Raw genomic sequence first — 22452 nt, 5'->3', positions numbered from 1 at the left:
GCAGCCCAAACCTTTTAATCGACTATAAAACAATACCATCATTATTTTAACACCATTAGTGCAATCCATCTGTAATATCGTTCGGTTTATAATGCCGTGATTCTAAAGAACTATTTTTACAAATAACCTCACGTTTATAAGCCGATGGCACACAACTCTACACAACCTCTTTGCGACAGCGTTGCGGAAGGTCATATCGAAACGACAGTCGGTATGACCGAAAATAACAAGTCACTTGTCAGCGAGTCGCTCAATATTTTCATCCTGATTGAACATGAGTTTTTCATCGGCGTTGAAGCCGGAGAACTTGACAATATCAAAGACACATACGCCACCTTTACAAAAGCAATCGTGATGCTGTTTCACGGCAGCCACAACAAATCGGAGGTACATTCGGCACTTATAGTTGCCGAAGACCATCTGACTATCATCCTTGAAGATTCCACCCATCTTGATGAGAGTTTTCTCCGATTTGTAGAGCGTGCCATCAAATTCATCAAGCGTTATCTCGACCGCATAGGCGAGTGGGTAAAGGACAATCCCCTGAACGACGGAGAGGTTGCAATCGTATCCGCTACTGTTTCTGGTGACAGCATCGCCGTTGAAGAAGTATCGTCTATCCAATGGGACGGCAAGTTTACAGAATTAGTAGAGCTTGTTCTCGCACTCCTTATATCCGGTAAAATATCCGCTGAAACCGATGCCGAGTTTATCCGTACTATATTCCGCATTTTTGGAATCAAGAAGAACCTGACCGAATACTATAAGGCTCTGAAAAAGATTGAAGAGAAGCATCCGAAGGACGATGATATGCCCGGTCGTTGCAAGGCACTTCGGCAGTTACTCGAAGATACCGAGAAAGAACTGCAACGCAGATACCTCGGCAAAAGGGCATGAAAAATCCGCAGTCATACAGACCTGCCGTACAACTGCGGATAATAAGTTCAGTCGCTGTTCGCTTCCCGTGCCAGACGTACCTTCTCTCTGAGGACAATCTCCCTTACATCCTGCTTCACCTGATTGTAATTGTCCTGTATCGCAATATCCATAGCCTCCTTTGTCGGGATGTCGGTCAGAATGGGTATAGGCTTGTAAGCCTTCTCTTCCCGTGCCACTGCTTTCGTATCCACTACAATCTCGGCATGGAAAATCTTCTGGTCGATACGCTCGTCAAAGTTGTCGCTGACTGCTCCGACAAACATACCCTGCGTCAATGTGGAAATCTTACTTGCCGGAATAAGACTATCCATCTGCGTGTTGAATGAATGGCTCACGTCCTGACGGTTGATGGATATGGACTGGCGTTTCTGGAGTACCTTACCGAATCGCTCGGAAAGTGTCTTGGCGGTTTCTCCGACAACCTGCCCTGAAAAGATATTGCCGACGGTGTTCATCACCACTGCCGCCTCCTTGTCGCCGTAGTCACGTTTCAACTGCGAGAAGTCCTGAAAGCCGAGACAAACGGCAACCTTGTTGCTTCGTGCAGTGGCGATAAGGTTATCGAGACCCTTGAAATATATCGTCGGAAGCTCGTCTATCACCACACCCGATTTGAGCATATTCTTTTTGTTGATGAGCTTGACAATACGTGAATTGTATAGACCGAGGGCGGCCCCATAGATGTTCTGACGGTCGGGATTGTTGCCGACACAAAGTATCTTCGGATGCTCCGGGTTGTTGATGTCGAGAGTGAAGTCGTTACCGGTCATTATCCAGTAGAGTTGTGGTGAAATCATGCGAGACAGCGGGATTTTGGCTGATGCTATCTGACCATAGGCTAAGCACCCGGCGCCTTTCCGTGTTTTAACACGGTAGGTTTCCAAGCACTCGCCTCCGAACCGTGCTGACAGGTCTCCCCGTACACGGCTCTCCACCTTCTCTTTCAGTCTAACTTTCCCGAATGTATCTTGTGATGGCATACTGAACATACTGCTAATGTTTTACGTTTACGTGAAATCATTTTAATTTCCCAATCACTTTTGCCTTTAAGGTCTTTTAGTTTGCGTACATGGTGCATTTCAAGGTTATCCGTAGCACCGCAGTTTTCACATACCCGTGCTTGAAGTCTCTTGATTAGACCATTTCTGCCACCAGTTATGGCAATAGTGTTTGGCAATCTGTCATCCAAATACCTATTGGGTAGTTCCTTTCGCTTAAAACCTTTATCGTAGAACTCACGTTTGAACTCATATCCTCTTTTGTTGGTGTACGGTATGGCGAACACCCCGTTTTTCTTGTACTTCGCAATGATTTTCTTTTTCGAGGTACTGTACTTTGCGGCATACGTCTTATACATACTGTATTCCATGATATTGTAGAATGAGTCAATGACGGGACTATTGTTTGCTATTGAGTAGAAATTATAGAACCCCATGATTTCGGAGTTATATTGGCTTATAATCTCCAAATCATCAAGGCAGCGCATATATGTACGACCTTTAGGCTTCCAAACCTCCTTGCCATTTTGCACAATGATTTTTAGCGCATCATATTCAAGGAGCTTCTTCCGCATGACTTCGGTTGTCACATACAGTACTATCTTATGGTCTAAACTTCTTGTCAGATGTCCGTTCTTATCTCTATGGGTTTCATTGGATTTGCGTACGAATACGTCATAACCAAGAAATTTGGCATGTTTCCTCGCATTGGTTATCAGCGTTTTCTCATCGGATAGTTCCAGCTTCAGTTTGTCAGCCATAAATTGCTTTATGTCCTCCTTGATACTGACACAATCCTCTTTACTGCCGATAACGCCAATGAGAAAATCATCCGCATATCTTACATATTTCAAACGTTTCATCGTTGCATCCATTTCATCACTTGCTGGATAGTTGAGACGTTCTCTGACAATTTCCTTGATTTGCATCAACAGTCGTTTCCGTTCCGTTTTGTCCGTTGATTTTTTCAGTTTGGTTACTAACTTGGCTTTCCGATGTCCGAAACGTTTTACTATCGGATTTTCCTTGCGCCTTTTCCCTTTGTTGAATTTTTCAGTGTATTCCTTGATGTATTTGTCGAACTTGTCAAGATAGATATTTGCCAGTATAGGGCTTATTATCCCACCTTGTGGCGTTCCGCTGTACGATTTATGAAATACCCAATCTTCCACATATCCGGCATTCAGAAACTTTCGGATAAGGCGCAAGAAACGCATATCTGAAATACGTTCTGAAAGAATGGCTATCAGTACCTCATGGTCTATATTGTCGAAGAAACCTTTAATGTCTCCCTCGATGAACCATTTTGTACCATTGAATGTCTTTTGTATGCTCCAAAGTGCAGTCTGCGGACTTCTCTGTGGTCTGAAACCATGAGAAGATTTTTCAAAACTGCCCTCGTAGATTGCTTCCAAAATCATTTTTATAACCTCTTGCAGAAGTTTGTCAATGAATGACGGAATACCCAGCGGTCGCATTTTCCCGCTTTTCTTGGGAATGTAGACCCGCTGAGAGGGATTTGGCTGGTACGTCTCGTCTTTGAGTGTACCTATCAACCGTTCAATATGGGATATACTGAACCCGTCGATGGTTTTTCCATCGACACCTTTCGTCATATTGCCCTGCTTCGCATAGATACTTTGATAGGCAATGTAGTACATCTCTTCATTAAACAGTAACCGATACAAACGTTCAAACTTGTAAGCTAAGTCGGAACTATGTTGTGTTAGACTGTTTAATATCTTTTCTGGATTTCTTTTCATGTCTCTCACATTTTCCAAAATTTGACATTAAACGATATTGGCTGCTTCCCTTCGCCATGTACAAGGCTTTCCCTTGCTCGGACTACTACGGAAGCTCTGTTGCCATATGGGTTGCCCCACTTAGGCAATCCCCGTTTAGACATATAATAACTATTAGCATGATAGATTGTCGGATACGACTTTCGTCCTTTACTATGTATGTAGTTGCTCCGTGATAAGTTCTTTTGCCCAAGCAACCTGCAAGGAGAAGTTGGGTATCACGGCTTGGCGTAGGATGACTTTTTGAGTCATATAACTGTCTTCCGCCAAGGCTTAAGCATCGAGCCGCTTAGACTATCGTTCAACCAGTATAGGCTTTATCCTCATATCTATCGTTTCACCTCGCCACTCGGTCAGGACTTGACAGTTAGTCCACTCGTGGCTTTTCCGACATGCTACACTCCCCATCGTCTTTCGTTGAATGGATAAGTCGGCTGGTGATAGGTTATTATTTCAAAGAACACGAACCTAATAGCTTGCCAAAGCTATATTTATTATATGCCCTTACGGGCGCACTTGGAGCTGGTCTTGCGCCCCGCCTTTCCATGCGTCCATGAATGGCGATAGATAATTCTCCAGCTCACGGTATGATGTGAGTATCGGAAATATGTCCTCATAGTTGCGGTTAAGGAACTCTATCGCATGGGGAAAGGTACAATACTTGCCACCCTCGTAAATTTTGAGAAACCACATAATCGCGGCCAAGAGGATAATCGGTGACTCCACAAAGAAATCTCCCTGCTTTTGAATCCATGTCTTGTTCAAATTTAAGAGGATAGTATATGCCGATTCGTATGCGTCGGCTATGTCTGTCATAAAATCCGGGTGTATCGGATTGCACCTGTTGCTGCGCATAGGGTCATCGAAGTTGATGACATAGAACTTTACCCCCTTCGGATACTTGTCCTTGTTCTTTTTCAGATGATTATACACGATTGTGGATAGATCCGGGGCGGGTAGGTCGGCGCCCTTGCGGACGCTTTCCCCCCTAAGAACCGTGCGTGATAGTTTCCCATCACACGGCTCAAGCAACAATATTTCAGACTTATTCCGAAACACGCTCATTTTTACACTTCTTTTTGTGTGTCACACTCAGATAACAGCTTTCATGGACGATTGACAATGTGTTCTTGCCTTTGGCAGTTGACATCATTGTATGCCACGGTGTTTCAACTGTTATCGGCTCGCCGCAGATTGGACATCTTTGGTTTTGTCTTTTCCAAATATTGAAAAGCGTCCTTTTCCCACTCATCGACATCTTCATTTTGACGGTGCGCCGTTTATCACGGTATTCCATCCATTCGGGGTCAAATGGGTTGAGTCCACATTTCAGTTGCGGATATGTCTGGATTTTGGTATTAAACAATATCGTCAGAGGGACGAAGTATTCTTCACCCTTCGAGTCAATTTTTGTCGTAGCAAATACCCAGTCTCTGTTATCAATCTTGTGGAAGTAGCGTTGTTTAATCCAGGTACGGTTTTTATTTCCGTGCCTGCGGATTCCCCATCGCCATAGTTTCTTGAAGATTAGATAGTCCGCTTTTCGGAAAGTTTCCGAGGCCGCACTATATTGATAATAGTTCGCCCATCCTTTGAGAATTGGATTGAGACGCATGATAAGTTCATGTTGGGAAGTTCCACGTGAGCGGTGTATCTCTCGCTTTACTTTATCCAACATTCTCTTTACACGGTCTTTGGCTGGTCTCGTCAGCAGAGTGCCATTGAATTTGCGGACATTGAAGCCGAGGAAGTCAAAACCGTCGTCTATATGGGTTATCAGCGTTTTCTCTTCGGATAAGGTAAGACCTCTTTCCGCAAGAAACGATGCAACCAACGGTTTGACTTTATGTTCCAGCAGCTCCTTTGATTCGCCCGTGATAATGAAATCATCTGCGAACCTGACAAGCCTTACTTTCGGACAGTACCAACCCGTAGAACCTTTCTTTGATTCCCAAGGGAAGTTGTCTTCGAGTAGTTTCTGTAATCCATCGAGTGCCATATTAGCAAGCGTTGGCGATATGATACCACCTTGCGGTGTACCCTCGTCTGTCGGGAAGACTTCGTTTTCAAAGATATAACCACATTTAAGCCATTTTCCTAATATGGTTTTATCCATTGGAATATGCTTCATCAGCCAGTCGTGGCTGATGTGGTCAAAGCACCCTTTGATGTCACCCTCCAGAATCCATTGTGGCGAGTACCCCTTTGCAAGAAGAGTATGGCAACGCGCCATTGCGTCGGCAGTGCCTCTTTCCTTTCTGAAGCCAAAGGAATAGTTGTCGGCAGTTGTTTCCGATACTGGTTCCAAAGCGAGTAGGTGGAGTGCCTGCATCGCTCTGTCTTTCATTGTGGGGATGCCCAACGGTCTCTGTTTGCCATTGTGCTTCTTTATGAACACTCGTCTCAAAGGCTGAGGCTTGTAGCCTCTTCTTCTGAGTGTGAAGATGGCTTTGTATTTCGATTTCGGAGTTGACCACAATACCTTGTCAACGCCCGAAGTCTTTTTGCCATCATTTGAAGTGACACGTTTTACTGCCAATGCCTTGGCGTAAAACGAGTGGGTAAGAGTCCATTGCAAAGCCTTCACCTTGCCGAACTTACCCTCTTTCTGAGCTTTTACAATACGCGCTTGTAGCTTACTGACCGCTTTCTCACACTTGTTCCAATCAATGTTTTCCCAAGTTGCTTCCTTGTGGTCAGAAGATGCACACGAGTTTTTAGGCTCGTCCATTTGCTTTTCTCCTTTCATAAGTTCTAAAAGTTATCTTGTAAAATGTTACCATATCGGAAGTCTGCACACTTTCATGTCGGATGATGTGGCTCTCTGCCATACATGGCAATGAGGTCAATCCGTATCCGCTCCGTTACAGAGCGGCGTTCGCTTTTTCCGAATTTCCTTTACCTACATACCATTGTGCCTCCCTTGCGTTCGACCTACCATGATTGCTCATGGAGATATATAGGCTTACCGTGTTCTGCATCAGTGCCAATGACGGTTTAGGCTCTGCCTCTCCACCGGTGGCTCTGTTGTTCGCGTAACCCCAAAATCCACAGGGTTATCCGGCCACACACCGTTTTGGTTCAAGCTTGTAAGCATTCGTAAGCTTGTTCGACTTAACGATGGTTCTGACAGTTCACTTGCGTTAGCCATGCCGTCAAGCCAAGCCCCCCAACCGCATAATGCTTGCGGTTCTTGAAGTCCCCTCACGGTTCATTCTCGACCCTTTCGGGAGGGTTACCTTGTCCGAGCAGCTTGGTACATCATAAGACGCACCTGCCGTAGGCTACTATTGGCGAAACAATAGGTCAACTCTTTTCACTCCTCTGAATGAACGGCTGACAGCCACTGATGCAACTTTTCACGTCACACAAATTTGAAATCATAACAATAGAGCGCAAACCCTTTGTTTATCTGCTGTTTAAGGAAGTTATTGACCACTGCAAACGACTTGCCGGAACCGGGGGTGCCGAGCACAATCGACGCGCGGAACGGATTCACCACATTTATCCAGCCGGAGTGCCACTTCTTTTCGTAGTAGAATCTTGTGGGGATATTTACGGAATAGGGATTCTCCAACAGGCGTATCTCCTGCATGAACGATTCGTTCTCATCGTTGAAACGGTCATCCATCATGTTGTTCTTCAGCATTCGGCTTATCCATATACCTGACATCAACATACCAATATATCCGAGTATGGTGGATATGATATAGATATAGCGGTAGCCGAGAGGCAGAAGCCATGAATTGAACAGAAACACCACGATACCCACGGCTCCCACAATAATTATATGACGCCACGTTATCGCCTCGTCCTTGACCCCTTTAGTGCCGAAGCACGAAAGGGCAAGCAAAAGCATTGCGAACAGTTTTGAGTTGAACGTATTGGCAAAAAGTCCACACTCACTGTTGAAATTATTAAGGATTTTATCGACCACCATGTAGAACTCATTGCTGTCAACGGTCTCCACACGCGTGAAAAAGTAGAGATTGGCCACCACCAGCACAATGCTGATGGCCCGAAGAAAATCCATTATCTTGGCCAATGACCGGAGGTCATCTTCTTGCTGACTCATATTTATATATGTATTAATGTTTGCGCCCTCGACGGTGCTGACGCTTCATGCGGCGAATGAACGCCTCTTCATCCGGATTGTACGACTGCCACTGCTGGAACAGGTCAAGTCCGGTTATCGAGTTATCATCGAAATCTTCAAACAGACTCTTCTGACTTGCTGCCGGAGGAGTCTGCTGCTGTGTTCTGCTGTCAGACCCGGTATTGCCCTCAGACTCTTGCCTCGGTTCTTGTTTTGGCTCTTGGTCTGTCGGGTCCGACGGTTGAGAAACGGGAACGGTATGCTCCTGATGGGAACCCGGCTCTTGCGACGGATTGAATTTGGCTTCAAGCGCGTTGGCAGAGAATGTCTTGCCCAGACGTGAACCGTTTAGGACATTAAACGTCTCGTGGTCTATGAATGTCACGCCATAGATTCTGCCTTCATCGGTGTACCTGAAAACGACATCAATCTTTTTCTCCTTTAATCTTGCTATGAAATCATCTTTGCCGGAGCAATGAGCAAGCGCGTCGGCAACTTTCTCTTTTGTCTGAGAGATATTGATTTTCTCTTTCGCTTTCTCATACTTGCCGTCGATAGCCTCCCGTCCGGCGAACTTGCCAAGGCGTGACGCTTTGAACGGAGCCGCTATAGGTTTGCCATCTTCACCAAGGGCGAAATATACCAATCCGTGATATTCACGACCGTTGACCTTGCCATCGGTAGGTTCACACCTGATATTGAACAGGCCAAGCACCGCATTATACTCGCCGATGCTCTGGAACCGGTAGCGCATACCGATAATCTTGACCGCTGCGGCAACCTGTTTCTTCAGATCACCAGATGGATCTATCTTCAATAATGGTGTCTCAGGCGTGACCTTCTCGCTCTCGGCTGTCTTCAGTCCATATTTCCGCTCAAGTTCACGGGTTATCTCCTTACTGCGGTAGAAATTATTTTTGTCTGTAACGCAAGAACCGTCAGTCCTTACACGCAACGCCACGATGTGCATGTGGTGACGGTTGATGTCGGTGTGTTTATAGACCATATATGGCTGGTCACCGAATCCCATCTTTTCCATATACTCGCGGGCGATTGCCGTTAACTGGGCATCGGTCAGAACATCATCGGGATGAGGGTTGAGGGAAATATGAACCATCGGCCGCTCTGTCTTTGTCGTTGATGGCATCCACTGCATGAAATCGGCGAAGGCGCGTTTGATGTCAACCGAGCCTGTTCCGTCATTGTAGATTTTGTTGGTGTCGAGCAACCGGCCCTTCTCCTTGTTGATTTTCTCCCCGTTGTAGCAGATGGCTCCGTATAGCGAATTGCCTAACGAGATTTTTGCGACCATTCCTCGTCAAATTTTTGAGCCAGAGCTGCGATGTCCTGACTGACGGAGATGAGCCGAATCATCAGTTTTTTGATTTCTTCGAGTGCCGCAGACGCTTTTTTCTCGGTGAAATTCTGATTGAGTGTGGCGACAAGATTGTCGTAAGACACACCGATTGTACGATAGAGGGCATTGAAACCGGAAAGTCTGTCGATGAAAATACGGGTGTTCTCATCAACGTAGAAGACCTTGAAAGGCTTCTGAAAGAGGAAATGCTTGATGAAAGCCGCCTTGTTATCGGCCTCCGATTGCTCGAACATGGCGAGAAAACGGGCATTTTCCTTGGCGTTGAACCGCACGACATAGCGGTTCACGGAGGGATCAACCTTAGGTCGCCGCCCTCCGTGGCTGGAGTTTTTAATCATATTATAATGAAAAGGCATCGCGGATTGCCATGCAGGAGCCGCCGCAGGCGTAGAAAGGTTCTCCAACTCTGGCGGAGAACTGCACCCTCGGAGAGCAAGGGTTGTGAGGCACCGAATTTATTTCGAGTGCCCCGCAACATACCTTGCTCATCCATGTGGATGCTTGTGTATCAACGAATTTACGGGGAATGATAGAAGTTGAGTGCCAAGAGGTGCCGGTCATACCTCTTTAGGCATGGAATCCATCGAAAAAAGCGTGGCTCCAGTGGCTGCACCCTGCCTTGGGCGCGTGCGATTGCCTTATTTAAAGTTACAAAAAATCTCTGACATGACCAAAAACCGGAGTTTCGAGTGTCGCTGAGAAGCGCGTGATAACCGAATCAAGAGCCACAAATGCCCCAGCCAATTCCTCCCTGACCCGAAAATCATGCAAGAAAGCCTTATTCAATATCGCGTCACTTTGAGGCAACGCGAGGCGACCGAGTACCGCACATCCCTGAAATTATGTCTGACGGACAGACATATAGTAACTTTGCAACGTGAACATCAGCCAACACGTCTGCCGTCACATTCAAGTTAATGTCTATAGGAATGCTCGACCGCACGTCTGTCATATCTGATATTCACACACACGAATTGACAATCTGAAATACAGGCATAATTACGCAAGTGATTTCTGATGTCTGCCAAAGCATCCGCTCGTTCAAGTTAATGTCTAAAGGAACTGATGCCTGATAGTTTTGACTGACATTTGAAAGACCTTATACAAGGACTGCCATTTTTAAGATTGTCCATTCACTCCGATGACTGTAATGTCTTCTTTCTGCCATAGCATCCCCGTGAATGTCCGCTAAAGCAATCAGGTTTATGTTTGTTCGGATTGCCGCTACGCCTGACTGACGCTTCGATGCCGGCATGAATGCCATGACACCGTATCATCATTTCACACAGACTGATGTCTGTCTGTAGCGACGTAGCCGTCCAACCCTAAGGCTGTCGCAAGAACCCCGTCCAAAACTTTTGCCCGTACATATCCCGGTTTTGACGATAAGACCGGTCAGGCTGTGGTGTGTAAGGACAAAAAGTTCCCGTGAGTATCAACCCTATGTTTAACCCCTTACAAAAGCGATGAAAGAACCTGTTTTTATTGCCTTCTCCACCCAGAAGGGAGGGGCCGGCAAGACAACCCTGACTGTGCTGATGGCGAGTTACCTCTACTATGTCCGGGGGCTGAAAGTCCTCGTTGTGGACTGCGATTATCCCCAGTACAGCATCAAGGAAATGCGGGACCGCGATGTGGAGATTCTAAGAATCAACTCCGCGTTCAAGAAGAACTTTATGGAGCAGCGCGAACGCATACAGAGAGACCCTTATCCCATACTGATTACAAAACCTGAAGACGCGCTTGACAGAGCACGGGCGATAATCGAGTCCGGCAAAGAGGATTATGACATCGTGCTGTTCGACCTCCCCGGTACGATCAATAACCCCGGTGTCGCCAAAACAGTATCCCTGATGGACTACATCTTCTGTCCCGTGGCTGCCGACAAGCTCATCCTCGAAAGTTCGCTTGCATTCGCCATGAAAGTGCGCGACGAGATCATGACAGTTTCAGGCTGTTCGGTCAAGGACATGTATATGCTATGGAATCTTGTGGATGCACGCGAGAAGACAGACCTCTACGAGCGATACGAGGAAGTATTTGAAGAGCAGATGTTGCAGACACTCAAAACGAGGCTTCCGGATGCAAAGAAATATAGGAGGGAGGGCTCGAAAGATGCGGCCCGCGCAGTATTTCGCTCGACGCTTCTGCCACCGGACAAAAATCTCCTGAAAGGAAGCCGTCTTGTGGAACTGGCTGACGAGATTCTGGGTATAATCAAGCTCTGACAAGGCTTATGGCAAAACGATATGACAATGATTTCGATGCCGAAGGTTTTGTCGAAAACTTTCGAGCCAAAGAATATCCGCCCACCCCCTCCGAAACCGGCAAATCCGAAGATTCCGACATTACGAAGTCCCAGACAGTCTCCGAGGATAAGAAACTACGAAATAGAAATGCAAAACCAAGCAAGGATAGTCCGACAGAAACGGTCATCGGATTCAAAGAGAAATATATTGATTCCCTGAAATACAAGAGTCCGAACAAACGCTTTCCGCAGGTGGGTATCCACCCCGATTTCGTGAAGGTCATCAAGAGACTGGAAGACGCCAACGGCACATGGGGCTGTAGTGTATCGACTTATATCAACAATGTCCTCGCCGACCATTTCAAGGCGAACGAGGCAATTATCAACGATTTATTAGAAAATTTCTATCGTAATGAATAATCCCCCTTCTACTCCATTTATGGAAAAGGTGTCGGGAGCCGTGTCAGGCGCACTGTCTGACGCTCTCGACCGGCAGTCGCCATCGCTGGCGGCAGCGAAGAAATATCAGGAGCGGTTCCTGTCGAAAAACCGCATCAACTCCAACTGTCGTGTCTATATCTCCGACGAAATGTTCGACCTGCTCAACCGCATGGTTGCAGCGGTCGGCAAGAACCGGGCTTCGGTCGGGAACTATGTCACCGAGATAGTGCGCGAACACGTGGAGCGACACCGCGAGTCAATCAACGCTATCTATTTCACCAATACCCGGCCTCTGTTCTGATGGAAGTATTGCTGATTGTGGCGTTGCTGGCAAGCAACATCTATCTTATCGGGAAAGTGCTGAAGAAGCCGGCGGAAAAACATCCGCCAGCTCCGGCCACAAATTCCGAAGAAACACCTTCTCCGGCATTATCGGGATCTGATGACGATTCTCTCGTGGGTCGCAGTCACTATGACATGGACAGGCTCAACGCCTTGATTGATGCAAAAGTCAACTCCAGAGTTGACGAGAAAGTGGATGAAATAGTGACAAGGATAAGAACAGAGCTGACCAGTCCGGAAGATGTAGGTCTTCCGCCTGAAGAGCCGGCACAGCCTGAACCGGAGAAGACTATCCCGCAGGAGAGACTCGACGAGGTTTTCACCCACCATACTGTGGGCGAGTCATTCGGCGACGCCCCTGAAATCACGGAACGTCAGACAGGCGGGCAGGACTTCAAGGCTCTTGAAAGTGCGGTACGTGTGGCAAAGGATGAGCCCCACACACCCGAAGAAGCAGCAGCCGCCAAGGAAACGCTCAAAGAGATTCAGGGAACCGTCATCGAAGAACGGCTGTCGCTTGATCCGAAAGTGCGCACGCGTATCCTCTCGATTATCTACGGCGACGAAGATGAACCGCTTACCAAAGAGGTCATCGCCAAGAAGAAGGTGGTCTATTCCAAGACCATCGACACTGTTGACATTGACCGGATAAATCTCAATATCTTAACTTGATTATTAACGAATCTGAAATGCGTATGAAGAAATTCCTCAATAAGATGTATAACCGTGTCGTAGCGTGGATGAACGCTCCACACATGCGCCGTCCTATGGCGGCAATGCTCCTGCTCACCGCCGCTGTCCAGATGTGGGCCGCAGGTGACGGAATGTCAGGTATCAATCAGGCTACAAGCATGATAAGTGGATATTTTGACCCCGGCACCAAACTCATTTACGCCATTGGTGCTATGGTAGGTCTCATCGGCGGTGTCAAGGTCTATGGCAAGTTCTCGTCAGGCGATCCCGACACAAGCAAGACCGCTGCCTCGTGGTTCGGTGCCTGTATTTTCCTTATCGTCGCCGCTACCATTCTCCGCTCTTTCTTCCTCTAAATGGCTTCGTATTCCATCAACAAGGGTATCGGCCGGACAGTGGAATACAAGGGGTTGAAAGCGCAATATCTTTTCATCTTCGCCGGAGGTCTCATCATTGACTTCGTATTGTTCGTAATCCTTTATATGTGCGGTGTCCCGCAATGGTTCTGCATCGGGTTTGGTGCCGCGAGTGCCTCAATTCTGGTGTGGTACACTTTCCACCTGAATGGGAAATACGGTCAATACGGTCTGATGAAGATTACCTCGGTGAAATATCGTCCCCGGTATATCATCAACCGCCTACGGCTTAAACGCTTAATCAGACATTGACTATGAAGAATACGTTAAAAGCAACGACACTCGAAACAAAGCTGCCTTTGCTGGCGGTGGAACACGGTTGCATCATATCGAAGGATGCCGACATAACGGTTGCTTTCGAGGTTGCTCTGCCGGAGCTATTCACCGTCACCTCACAGGAATATGAGGCTATGCACGGTGCATGGTGCAAGGCAATCAAGGTGTTGCCACATTATTCGGTAGTGCATAAGCAGGACTGGTTCTGTTCGGAGAAATATCAGCCGGAACTCCAAAAGGATGATTTATCCTTTTTAGATAGGAGTTTTGAACGCCACTTCAACGAGCGTCCATACCTCGCCCATAAGTGTTACCTCTTCCTTACCAAGACAACGAAAGAAAGGGCGCGTCAGCAGAGCAACTTCTCAACTCTCTGCCGAGGGCGAATAACCCCGAAGGAAATCAATCATGAGATGGTTGTCAAGTTCATGGAAAGTGTCGAACAGTTCGAGCGCATCATCAATGACACCGGCTATATCAAACTGCGTCGCCTCTCTGATGATGAGCTGGTAGGCACTGAAAAGGAATCGGGATTGATTGAGAAATATATGTCGCTGACAATGGACGATGTAACCTGTCTGGAAGACATTGACCTCGATGCCAGTCAGATGCGAGTTGGAGACAAGATGCTCTGTCTGCATACGCTGTCCGATACTGATGATCTTCCCGGCAAAGTCTGCACTGATAACCGTTATGAGCGGTTATCGACTGACCGCTCGGATTGCAGATTGAGCTTCGCCTCTCCCGTCGGGTTGCTCTTACCGTGCAACCACATCTATAATCAGTATATCCTGATTGATGACCATGACGAGAATCTGGCGAAGTTCGAGAAAACCGCGAGAAACATGAACTCCCTTTCGCGGTATAGCCGAAGCAATGCTATCAACAAGGAGTGGATTGACCGCTATCTCAACGAGGCACATTCCTACGGACTGACCTCAGTCCGGGCCCACTTCAATGTTATGGCGTGGAGCGATGACACCGAAGAACTGAGGCGCATCAAGAATGATGTCGGGAGCCAGTTGGCAACAATGGGATGTATGCCACGGCACAACACTATTGACTGCCCGACTCTGTTCTGGTCGGCAATGCCCGGAAATGAGGCTGATTTTCCTGCGGAGGAAAGTTTCTATACTTTCATCGAGCCTGCCGCCTGTTTCTTTACTGCCGAAACCAACTACCGCAGCAGCCTGTCTCCCTTCGGGATAAAGATGGTCGATAGACTGACCGGGAAACCGATACACCTTGATATATCGGACGAACCGATGAAAAGAGGTATCACCACCAACCGAAACAAGTTCATTCTCGGCCCGTCCGGTAGCGGTAAGTCATTCTTCACCAACCATCTGGTGCGCCAGTATTATGAACAAAATACACATATTCTGCTGATTGATACCGGTAACTCTTACGAGGGCCTTTGCAATCTGATTCATAATAAGACGCATGGCGAAGACGGTATCTATTACACCTACACAGAGGACAGCCCGATTTCGTTCAATCCTTTCTACACCGATGACGGGGTCTTTGATGTGGAGAAGAAGGATTCTATCAAGACCTTGCTGCTGACACTCTGGAAGTCAGAGGATGACAGAGTGACAAAGACCGAAAGCGGCGAATTAGGCTCGGCGTTGTCTATGTTCCTCGACAAGATGAATAGCGATAAAGACATCGTGCCATGTTTCAACTCCTTCTATGAGTTTATGCGCGACGACTATCGTCAGGAAATGGCACAGCGTCCTATCCCCATCTACAAGCAGGATTTCGACATCGACAACTTCCTGACCACCCTGCGCCAGTATTACCACGGAGGCCGTTTCGACTTCCTGTTGAACTCCAAAGAGAATATCGACCTGTTGAACAAGCGGTTTGTGGTGTTTGAAGTGGATTCGATTAAAGAGAATAAAGAACTTTTCCCGATAGTGACAATCATCATCATGGAGGCTTTCATCAATAAGATGCGACGTCTCAAAGGTATCCGCAAGATGATAATCGTGGAAGAGGCTTGGAAGGCTCTTTCAACCGCTAATATGGCTGAGTATCTGAAATATATGTTTAAGACAGTCCGCAAGTATTTCGGTGAGGCAGTGGTGGTTACGCAGGAGGTTGACGACATCATATCGTCACCGATTGTAAAGGAGACCATCATCAACAACTCCGATTGTAAAATCCTGCTCGATCAGCGCAAGTACATGAACCGCTTCGACCAGATTCAGGAGCTGCTCGGTCTGACCGACAAGGAGAAGTCGCAGATACTCAGTATCAATATGGCTAACAATCCAAATCGCCTATATAAAGAGGTGTGGATTGGTCTCGGCGGTACACAATCCGCTGTCTATGCCACAGAGGTCTCGACCGAGGAATATCTCTGCTATACCACCGAGGAGACAGAAAAAATCAGAGTCCTCGAACTGGCTGAAAAACTTGGAGGTGATACCGAAGCCGCCATTAAACGAATTGCTAACGGATAATATATGTTTGAAGATATTTTAGAATTTCTCGAACCCGTGATGAACGTGTTCGCTGCGGTTGTAATCTTCAGCCTTGGGATTACAATCAGTGTCGGCTGCATAATGCTGGCTTTCAAGGTCTGTGGCCGGTTCAATACTTTTGTCAGAGAGAAGGCTGAAAAGACAATCAATAAGTGGGCCCGTCGCATCGACAATGTTGTCGTGCGCATCGGTGAGCGGATCGGTCATTTCGTCAAGGAGGCTATCGAAAAGTCGAAGACCGGGATTCCTGTTGATATGCGTCCTAAAATGGCAGGTGACTGGTTTTGTCCCGACGTGGCCGATATGACAATCAGCGAACACAACGGCTACTACAAGGTAAAATTCTCCGGTGTCGGCATCCCGGCTGAGATTATTCCACAGGAGTTTATACTCCGGGATATTCAGGGGTGGCTCCATGACGATAACGTCTATTGCGCCGAAGGTCGTGATGTACTGGCTATGGCAATATCGAATGACGGCAATGAAATATTTGTCGCGGATCTGGGCAGGACATTCTATCGGAAGTGTGATATGACACCTACTGAACACGAGATTTTTGATGCAAAGGCATTGGATGAATTCCTCAATGCTAATCAGGCAGTCGAGAATAAGGATATTCTGACCGAGGTCCACGAAGTCGTGGAGGGGATCACCCTGCCTGATGATGTTCGCAAAAGGGTCTGCGAACTGGCATTCAAAGATGTGCCGGCCAATGATGTAGGTTTTAACATCAATGTCATCGAGTGAAAGTACCGCGTGTCTTATGGGTAATAATTGCCGGTCTGTTCATCGGACTGCTTGCCCTGATAACCTTCCCGCTGCTTCTGCTCTATGCCGGAGTAAGAATAATCGGAGGCATGGCCTCCAGAATCTAAATAAATGCGTATGAAAGAATTGAAATTTATCCTCCCTCTCGTTCTGTTCTGCCTGCTCTTCGGAGCGGGCAGAGCAAACGCCCAATGGACGGTGATAGACCCGTCGAACATAGCCCAGTCGATTGTCAACTCTTCAAAATCACTCGTTCAGGAATCAACGACGGCGACAAATATGGTGCGCAATTTTCAGGAGACGGTAAAGATTTACCAGCAGGCGAAGAAATATTACGACGCACTCCAGTCGGTCAACAACCTCGTCCGTGATGCCCGCAAGGTGCAGCAGACAATCCTGATGCTTGGAAACATCTCCGGCTATTATGTCAATAATTTCCAGAAGATGCTGACTGATCCGAATTTCACGTCAAGCGAACTGTCTGCAATTGCATCGGGCTATACCCGGATTCTTGAAGAGGCCGGCGGAGTCCTTAACGACCTGAAACAGGTGGTCAATATCACGACACTCTCGATGACAGACAAAGACCGCATGGATGTTGTGGACGACTGCTACAAGGAGATGAAACGCCTGAAAAGTCTGACGGCGTATTATACCAATAAGAATATCAGTGTGTCATATCTCCGCGCCAAGAAGAAAGCTGATACCCAAAGGGTAATCAATCTTTATGGCGACGGTTCGGAAAAATACTGGTGATGCCCATGCTGTGTGCCATTGATTTTTCCAACCTCCATACCATACTCCGGTCGCTCTATGACGAGATGATGCCGCTTTGTTCCGACATGGCGGGAGTGGCTCAGGGGATTGCCGGATTAGGCGCGCTGTTCTATGTGGCCTACAGGATATGGAGGTCGCTGGCTGCTGCCGAACCGGTGGATGTGTTCCCTCTGCTGCGTCCGTTTGCAATCGGACTGTGCATAATGTTCTTCCCCTCTATCGTTCTCGGCACCATCAACTCTGTCATGTCTCCGATTGTGCAGGGCACAGCCTCGATGCTTGAAGGTCAGACTCTCGATATGCAGAAATATAGGGAGGAAAAAGACAGGCTGGAGTATGAGGCCATGATGAAAGACCCGTCAACGGCTTATCTTGTGGATGACGCTGAGTTTGACCGTCAGATTGACGAGCTTGGAGTTACCGAAATAGGCACCGCCGCCGGAATGTATATCGAGCGCGGAATGTATAAGGTCAAGAAAGCAATCCAAAATTTCTTCCGGGAACTTCTGGAAATGCTCTTTCAGGCGGCGTCTCTGACAATCGACACGATTAGGACTTTCTTTCTCATTGTCCTTGCCATTCTCGGTCCGATTGCCTTTGCCCTGTCGGTATGGGATGGATTCCAGTCAACATTGACCACATGGATTCAACGCTATATCCAGACTTATCTGTGGCTTCCGGTTGCTGATTTGTTCTCCACTATCCTTGCCAAGATTCAGGTGCTGATGCTTCAGAACGACATATCGGAGCTGACCAACAATCCCAATGTAAATATTGATGGTTCAAATATTTGCTACATCATATTTATGGTGATTGGGATTGTCGGCTACTTCACTATACCGACTGTTTCAGGCTGGATTATACAGGCAGGAGGTGCAGGAAACTATAACCGTGCGGTCAACAATACCACAATGCAGGCCGGCTCTATGGCGGGCAGCATCGCAGGTGGTGTCGCCGGAAATGTCGCCGGCAGGGCAGGCAAACTATTAAAGTAGTATTATGGAACCTTTAGCTCGCGGTGTGAAGACACCGCAATTCAAATCATTAAAGAATATTGAGACCTCTTTCCGTCAGATACGTCTGTTCGGGATTGTGTTCGTGGCGATGTGTGCGGTGGTGGTTTCCGTGGCTCTGATCATGGTTTTCAATTTCGCTGAAAAGCAACGTGAGAAAATCTATGTCCTTGACAATGGCAAGTCCCTGATGCTTGCCTTGTCACAGGATATGGAGCAGAACCGCCCCGCCGAGGCCCGCGAGCATGTGCGTCGCTTTCATGAACTGTTCTTCAACCTTTCCCCCGATAAGTCCGCAATCGAGCACAATATAAACCGTGCCCTGATTCTGAGCGACAAATCGGCATACAACTATTATACCGATTTTTCGGAGAAAGGTTACTATAACCGCATCATTGCGGGGAATATAAACCAAGTGGTGCAGGTTGACAGCGTGGTATGCGATTTCAACAATTACCCCTACACCGCCAAGACCTATGCCAGACAGATGATTATCCGTGAGTCGAATGTTACCCAGCGCACACTGGTGACAACGTGCCGCCTTTCAAATGTGTCGCGCTCTGACGACAATCCCAACGGATTTATCATCGAAGGTTTCAATATCCTTGAGAACAAGGATATAATCACTACTAAACGATAATTATGACGAAAAATAAATCTCCTCTCGCCCGGCTCATTGATTGGGTCTGGCGGGAGCCAAAAGGGAGAGTCGGCGCAAAACTGAAACAGATCTGCGACGATATGCCCCACAAGCAAAGGCTGATGGTTGTGACCGTACTGCTCTCGGCTTTCGTGCTGATTGCCTTCTTCGTGTTCGGTCATGCCTGCTACAAAATCGGAGCAAAGAGGGCTTTATTCGAGTATGAGGTGGAACACCTTTATAATCTCGATTTACCGGAGCACTCTGTAAAAGATACCGTTTGCTCACTCGAAAAATTTTATATCCCAACAGATTCTGCCTATGACGATACAGGAGTGGAAAGCGAAGATTAACTCATACTTCCAGCCCAAGACTACTGCGGAGCGTCAGAAGATGATGAAATATCTCGTGGTGTTCCCTGCCGCTATCCTTTCAGGTGTGGTAATTCTGTGGCTGCTGTATTCCAGTCTGAACAAGGAAGATACCAAGACGGGCAATGCTTTCAATACCGAGATACCGGCCGGTGAAAGCGAGAAGATAGGCACAAAGGTTCAGGAATACGAGGCAGCTGATGCAGCCAAGAAAAAACAGGCACGGATTGATGTTGTCGGGTCACTTGACACAATCGCGACTTCTTCACCTCTCGATACTGTTGCTGAATCATCAGCCATTGAGAGTTCTGTTTCGCAGTATCAGCAGGTACAGGCTTCTATTCAGGATTTCTATGTGCCTGACTATAGCCAGACTGAGCAAGTGGCGGAATTACAGGCCCGGATTGAGGAACTGGAGGCTCAGAACGCGATGGTCACACAACAGGCACAGCAGCCGGACGAGATGGAAATGCTTGAACGTTCATATCAGCTTGCCGCCCAATATATGGGCAACGGCAATGGCGGGAACTATCCGCCTCCCCGGCAATCCGAGGAAAAAGGCAAACGGAATGTGCAGCCGGTGACTCAGGTAAATCGCAGTGTGGTTTCTTCGCTCAGTGCGTCATCTGACCGTGGCTTCAACACCTCTGTCGGAAGGAAAACCTCTGTTGCCAAGAATACTATCGCGGCTGTTGTGGCAAACGACCAGAGTGTGATTAACGGACAGTCGGTTAAACTCCGGCTTACCGAACCGATGTGGGTCGGCAATGCCCTGATACCCCGGAACACTCCTCTTGTCGGAGTGGCGAGATTACAGGGCGAGAGACTGGAGGTTGCCATTACATCAATTGAGGCAAACGGCTCTGTGTATGAGGTGGACTTAACGGTCTATGATTCCGACGGTCAGGAGGGTATCAATATCCCTAATTCTATGGAGTCTGACGCACTGCACGAGATTGGAGCCAATATGGGATCAACTATGGGCAGTTCTATAAATCTGACCACGAATACCGGTGCGCAGATTGCCTCAGATGTCGGTCGAGGACTTATCAACGGAGTCAGTCAGTATCTCAACAAGAAACTGCGTACTGTTAAAGTCCACCTTAAAGCCGGGTATCGGGTGATGATTCACCAGCCCGAAGATGTCTAATATAATTTACTAATAATGAGAATAAAGACTATTATACTATCCGCTATCGCTGTTCTCGGCATGGCAACCCCGGTCTTCGCGAAATCGAAGACAACAGTCAATAACACCGATAATAACGTGTCGCCTGACACTGAAAAGGTAGCTGAACATGACTTGAGCGTGTACGGCTCCAGCTACACCGACGGCGACAAGTTCGACGGTCTGACCCGAAAGGTGGGTTTTGACCGCATGATCCCGCCTCACGCGCTGGAGGTCTGCTACCATAAAACCACGCATATTATCTTCCCTGCGGAGATAATTTATGTGGACCTCGGCAACGAGAACCTTGTGGCAGGTCTCGCTGATGGAGCGAAGAACGTACTTCGCGTTAAATCAGCGTTTAAGCGTTTCAAAACTGAAACAAATCTGTCGGTGATTACCGATGATGGCTCTTACTATGTTTTCAACGTCAAATTTGCGAAAGAGCCTCTGCTACTGAGCATTGAGATGACCGACTTTCTCCATGACGGCGAGGCTGTCAACCGTCCGAACAACGCTCAGGAGATATACCTCGAAAAGTTGGGTAGCGAGTCGCCGATGCTTGTCAAGCTGATTATGAAGAGTATATACAAGCAGAACAAGCGCGAAATCAAGCATATCGGTTCAAAGCGTTTCGGGGTGCAGTTCCTGTTGAAATCCATCTACACCAATAATGGGCTTCTTTATTTCCACACGGAACTGAAAAACACATCCAACATTCCTTTCGATGTCGATTTTGTCAGCTTCAAGATTGTGGATAAGAAGGTAATCAAGCGTACCGCAATGCAGGAGCAGGTAATTGAACCGCTCCGCGCCCAGAACTATGTGACTGTGGTACACGGCAAAACCTCAGAAAGAACGGTGTTCGCTCTGGAAAAATTCACCATCCCCGACGACAAGCAGCTCGTTATCGAGATTGCCGAAAAGGAAGGCGGCAGACACCAGTCTTTCGTGGTCGAGAATGAGGATATTGTGAGAGCCAACGTAATTGACGAATTAAGCATACAGTAACCATGAGAAAAGCGATAATGATAATCGCTGCCATGCTCACCCTCTTCGGAGGGCGGGCAATGGCCCAGCGATGCCTCCCCGGAATGTCAGCGGTAGAAATCAAGGCTGACATGGCAGACGGTTTTTATACCGGCAACTCCCGCAACTGCGGTTACTCTTTCGGTGTGTTCTATTCCGTTTATAAGGGTCGTGCCAATACTTGGAGCTTCGGCGGCGAGTATCTCCAGACCTACAAGCCCTACGGCGCGAAAGGTCGTATCCCGGTGGCGCAGTTTACAGGCGAGGTCGGCTACAATCTCCATCTGTTGAGCGACTACTCGCAGACCTTCCACATCTACGGTGGCGTGTCGGCACTCGGTGGCTACGAAACAGTGAACTGGGGGAAGTCGGTTTTATCCGACGGTTCGACGCTTCATGACGGCGACAACTTTATCTATGGCGGTGCGCTGACGCTCTCTGCGGATTTCTACCTGTCAGACAAAATTGCCCTGACCGCAAATGTAAAGGAGCGTTTCACCTTCGGTAGCGATGTGCAGATATTCCATACCCAGTATGGTATCGGTGTCAAATTCATAATCGAGTAATG

21 protein-coding genes and 3 pseudogenes are annotated in these 22452 nt (G+C 47.6%); 17 read left to right on the top strand and 7 right to left on the bottom strand.

Going from position 1 to position 22452, the window contains the following annotated elements; translation table 11 throughout:
- Positions 1–213: 213 nt before the first annotated feature.
- Positions 214–897, top strand: coding sequence for a hypothetical protein (locus NF347_RS03280; RefSeq protein WP_107036591.1), 684 nt, complete (start codon positions 214–216; stop codon positions 895–897).
- A gap of 47 nt (positions 898–944) precedes the next feature.
- On the opposite strand, the pseudogene NF347_RS03275 reads toward NF347_RS03280, so the two are convergent.
- From NF347_RS03275 to NF347_RS03245, 7 genes and pseudogenes are all read right to left on the bottom strand, one after another.
- Positions 945–1775 (bottom strand): annotated as a pseudogene (locus tag NF347_RS03275) (TraM recognition domain-containing protein); the annotation flags it as partial.
- A 107-nt stretch (positions 1776–1882) separates the two neighbouring features.
- A complete protein-coding gene (locus NF347_RS03270) occupies positions 1883–3700 on the bottom strand; it encodes a reverse transcriptase/maturase family protein (protein ID WP_107036589.1) in 1818 nt (605 codons plus the stop codon).
- A gap of 558 nt (positions 3701–4258) precedes the next feature.
- Positions 4259–4696: pseudogene (locus NF347_RS03265) on the bottom strand (conjugal transfer protein TraG); the annotation flags it as partial.
- Positions 4697–4784: 88 nt separating this feature from the next.
- A complete protein-coding gene (gene ltrA / locus NF347_RS03260) occupies positions 4785–6470 on the bottom strand; it encodes a group II intron reverse transcriptase/maturase (protein ID WP_107036603.1) in 1686 nt (561 codons plus the stop codon).
- Positions 6471–7109: 639 nt separating this feature from the next.
- Positions 7110–7814: pseudogene (locus tag NF347_RS03255) on the bottom strand (YWFCY domain-containing protein); the annotation flags it as partial.
- A 13-nt stretch (positions 7815–7827) separates the two neighbouring features.
- Positions 7828–9147 (bottom strand): conjugal transfer protein MobB, encoded by a 1320-nt coding sequence (gene mobB, locus NF347_RS03250; RefSeq protein WP_107036587.1) that lies wholly within the window; start codon positions 9145–9147, stop codon positions 7828–7830.
- Positions 9126–9617, bottom strand: a complete 492-nt coding sequence (locus NF347_RS03245; protein WP_133165539.1) for a plasmid mobilization protein — start codon at positions 9615–9617, stop codon at positions 9126–9128. The genes mobB and NF347_RS03245 overlap by 22 nt, the downstream gene beginning before the upstream one ends.
- 1062 nt (positions 9618–10679) lie before the next feature.
- Here NF347_RS03245 and NF347_RS03240 point away from each other — a divergent pair.
- From NF347_RS03240 to NF347_RS03165, 16 genes are all read left to right on the top strand, one after another.
- Positions 10680–11441: a ParA family protein gene (locus tag NF347_RS03240; protein ID WP_107036585.1), complete on the top strand. Its 762-nt coding sequence runs from the start codon at positions 10680–10682 to the stop codon at positions 11439–11441.
- Positions 11442–11449: 8 nt separating this feature from the next.
- The gene (locus tag NF347_RS03235) at positions 11450–11881 is read left to right on the top strand and encodes a DUF3408 domain-containing protein (protein ID WP_107036584.1); all 432 of its coding nucleotides are present in this window, start codon (positions 11450–11452) and stop codon (positions 11879–11881) included.
- Positions 11882–11900: 19 nt separating this feature from the next.
- Entirely contained in the window at positions 11901–12203 is a 303-nt protein-coding gene (locus tag NF347_RS03230; protein ID WP_160899912.1) for a DUF3408 domain-containing protein, read from the top strand.
- Entirely contained in the window at positions 12203–12916 is a 714-nt protein-coding gene (locus NF347_RS03225) for a hypothetical protein (protein ID WP_107036582.1), read from the top strand. Before NF347_RS03230 ends, NF347_RS03225 begins: the two co-directional genes overlap by 1 nt.
- 83 nt (positions 12917–12999) lie before the next feature.
- Entirely contained in the window at positions 13000–13293 is a 294-nt protein-coding gene (locus tag NF347_RS03220; RefSeq protein WP_237613052.1) for a DUF4134 domain-containing protein, read from the top strand.
- Positions 13294–13605 (top strand): DUF4133 domain-containing protein, encoded by a 312-nt coding sequence (locus tag NF347_RS03215; RefSeq protein WP_107036581.1) that lies wholly within the window; start codon positions 13294–13296, stop codon positions 13603–13605.
- 2 nt (positions 13606–13607) lie between these two features.
- Entirely contained in the window at positions 13608–16097 is a 2490-nt protein-coding gene (locus tag NF347_RS03210; RefSeq protein ID WP_107036580.1) for a TraG family conjugative transposon ATPase, read from the top strand.
- A gap of 3 nt (positions 16098–16100) precedes the next feature.
- Positions 16101–16865 (top strand): hypothetical protein, encoded by a 765-nt coding sequence (locus NF347_RS03205; RefSeq protein WP_107036579.1) that lies wholly within the window; start codon positions 16101–16103, stop codon positions 16863–16865.
- Positions 16862–16993 carry a hypothetical protein gene (locus NF347_RS03200; protein WP_262497748.1) on the top strand — a complete coding sequence of 44 codons (132 nt, stop codon included), beginning with the start codon at positions 16862–16864 and terminating at the stop codon, positions 16991–16993. The genes NF347_RS03205 and NF347_RS03200 overlap by 4 nt, the downstream gene beginning before the upstream one ends.
- Before the next feature lie 10 nt (positions 16994–17003).
- Positions 17004–17642 carry a DUF4141 domain-containing protein gene (locus NF347_RS03195; RefSeq protein WP_237613050.1) on the top strand — a complete coding sequence of 213 codons (639 nt, stop codon included), beginning with the start codon at positions 17004–17006 and terminating at the stop codon, positions 17640–17642.
- A 17-nt stretch (positions 17643–17659) separates the two neighbouring features.
- Positions 17660–18658 (top strand): conjugative transposon protein TraJ, encoded by a 999-nt coding sequence (traJ, locus tag NF347_RS03190; RefSeq protein ID WP_107036601.1) that lies wholly within the window; start codon positions 17660–17662, stop codon positions 18656–18658.
- Positions 18659–18662: 4 nt separating this feature from the next.
- Complete coding sequence (gene traK, locus NF347_RS03185; RefSeq protein WP_107036577.1) at positions 18663–19316, top strand: conjugative transposon protein TraK; 654 nt, start codon at positions 18663–18665, stop codon at positions 19314–19316.
- A gap of 2 nt (positions 19317–19318) precedes the next feature.
- The gene (locus tag NF347_RS03180) at positions 19319–19669 is read left to right on the top strand and encodes a TraL conjugative transposon family protein (protein ID WP_107036576.1); all 351 of its coding nucleotides are present in this window, start codon (positions 19319–19321) and stop codon (positions 19667–19669) included.
- Complete coding sequence (traM, locus tag NF347_RS03175) at positions 19638–20837, top strand: conjugative transposon protein TraM (RefSeq protein WP_107036575.1); 1200 nt, start codon at positions 19638–19640, stop codon at positions 20835–20837. Before NF347_RS03180 ends, traM begins: the two co-directional genes overlap by 32 nt.
- 15 nt (positions 20838–20852) lie before the next feature.
- On the top strand, positions 20853–21866 hold the full coding sequence (traN, locus tag NF347_RS03170) for a conjugative transposon protein TraN (RefSeq protein WP_107036574.1): 1014 nt from the start codon (positions 20853–20855) through the stop codon (positions 21864–21866).
- 2 nt (positions 21867–21868) lie between these two features.
- Complete coding sequence (locus NF347_RS03165; RefSeq protein WP_107036573.1) at positions 21869–22450, top strand: conjugal transfer protein TraO; 582 nt, start codon at positions 21869–21871, stop codon at positions 22448–22450.
- Positions 22451–22452: the final 2 nt, after the last annotated feature.

The sequence above is a fragment of the Paramuribaculum intestinale genome, assembly GCF_030759015.1.
Classification (GTDB): Bacteria; Bacteroidota; Bacteroidia; order Bacteroidales; family Muribaculaceae; genus Paramuribaculum; species Paramuribaculum intestinale.
Note: the sequence above shows the minus strand (reverse complement) of the source record. Positions and strands in the feature narration are given on the sequence as shown.

Bases quoted from the DNA above. Each gene is read 5' to 3' on its own strand.
- NF347_RS03280 (WP_107036591.1), top strand. From the start codon at position 214: ATGACCGAAAATAACAAGTCACTTGTCAGCGAGTCGCTCAATATTTTC.
- NF347_RS03205 (WP_107036579.1), top strand. From the start codon at position 16,101: ATGTTTGAAGATATTTTAGAATTTCTCGAACCCGTGATGAACGTGTTC.
- NF347_RS03220 (WP_237613052.1), top strand. From the start codon at position 13,000: ATGCGCCGTCCTATGGCGGCAATGCTCCTGCTCACCGCCGCTGTCCAG.
- mobB (WP_107036587.1), bottom strand. From the start codon at position 9,147: ATGGTCGCAAAAATCTCGTTAGGCAATTCGCTATACGGAGCCATCTGC.
- NF347_RS03215 (WP_107036581.1), top strand. From the start codon at position 13,294: ATGGCTTCGTATTCCATCAACAAGGGTATCGGCCGGACAGTGGAATAC.
- NF347_RS03195 (WP_237613050.1), top strand. From the start codon at position 17,004: ATGAAAGAATTGAAATTTATCCTCCCTCTCGTTCTGTTCTGCCTGCTC.
- traN (WP_107036574.1), top strand. From the start codon at position 20,853: ATGAGAATAAAGACTATTATACTATCCGCTATCGCTGTTCTCGGCATG.
- NF347_RS03210 (WP_107036580.1), top strand. From the start codon at position 13,608: ATGAAGAATACGTTAAAAGCAACGACACTCGAAACAAAGCTGCCTTTG.
- NF347_RS03165 (WP_107036573.1), top strand. From the start codon at position 21,869: ATGAGAAAAGCGATAATGATAATCGCTGCCATGCTCACCCTCTTCGGA.
- NF347_RS03230 (WP_160899912.1), top strand. From the start codon at position 11,901: ATGGAAAAGGTGTCGGGAGCCGTGTCAGGCGCACTGTCTGACGCTCTC.
- NF347_RS03240 (WP_107036585.1), top strand. From the start codon at position 10,680: ATGAAAGAACCTGTTTTTATTGCCTTCTCCACCCAGAAGGGAGGGGCC.
- NF347_RS03180 (WP_107036576.1), top strand. From the start codon at position 19,319: ATGACGAAAAATAAATCTCCTCTCGCCCGGCTCATTGATTGGGTCTGG.
- NF347_RS03270 (WP_107036589.1), bottom strand. From the start codon at position 3,700: ATGAAAAGAAATCCAGAAAAGATATTAAACAGTCTAACACAACATAGT.
- ltrA (WP_107036603.1), bottom strand. From the start codon at position 6,470: ATGGACGAGCCTAAAAACTCGTGTGCATCTTCTGACCACAAGGAAGCA.
- NF347_RS03225 (WP_107036582.1), top strand. From the start codon at position 12,203: ATGGAAGTATTGCTGATTGTGGCGTTGCTGGCAAGCAACATCTATCTT.
- traM (WP_107036575.1), top strand. From the start codon at position 19,638: ATGACGATACAGGAGTGGAAAGCGAAGATTAACTCATACTTCCAGCCC.
- NF347_RS03235 (WP_107036584.1), top strand. From the start codon at position 11,450: ATGGCAAAACGATATGACAATGATTTCGATGCCGAAGGTTTTGTCGAA.
- traK (WP_107036577.1), top strand. From the start codon at position 18,663: ATGGAACCTTTAGCTCGCGGTGTGAAGACACCGCAATTCAAATCATTA.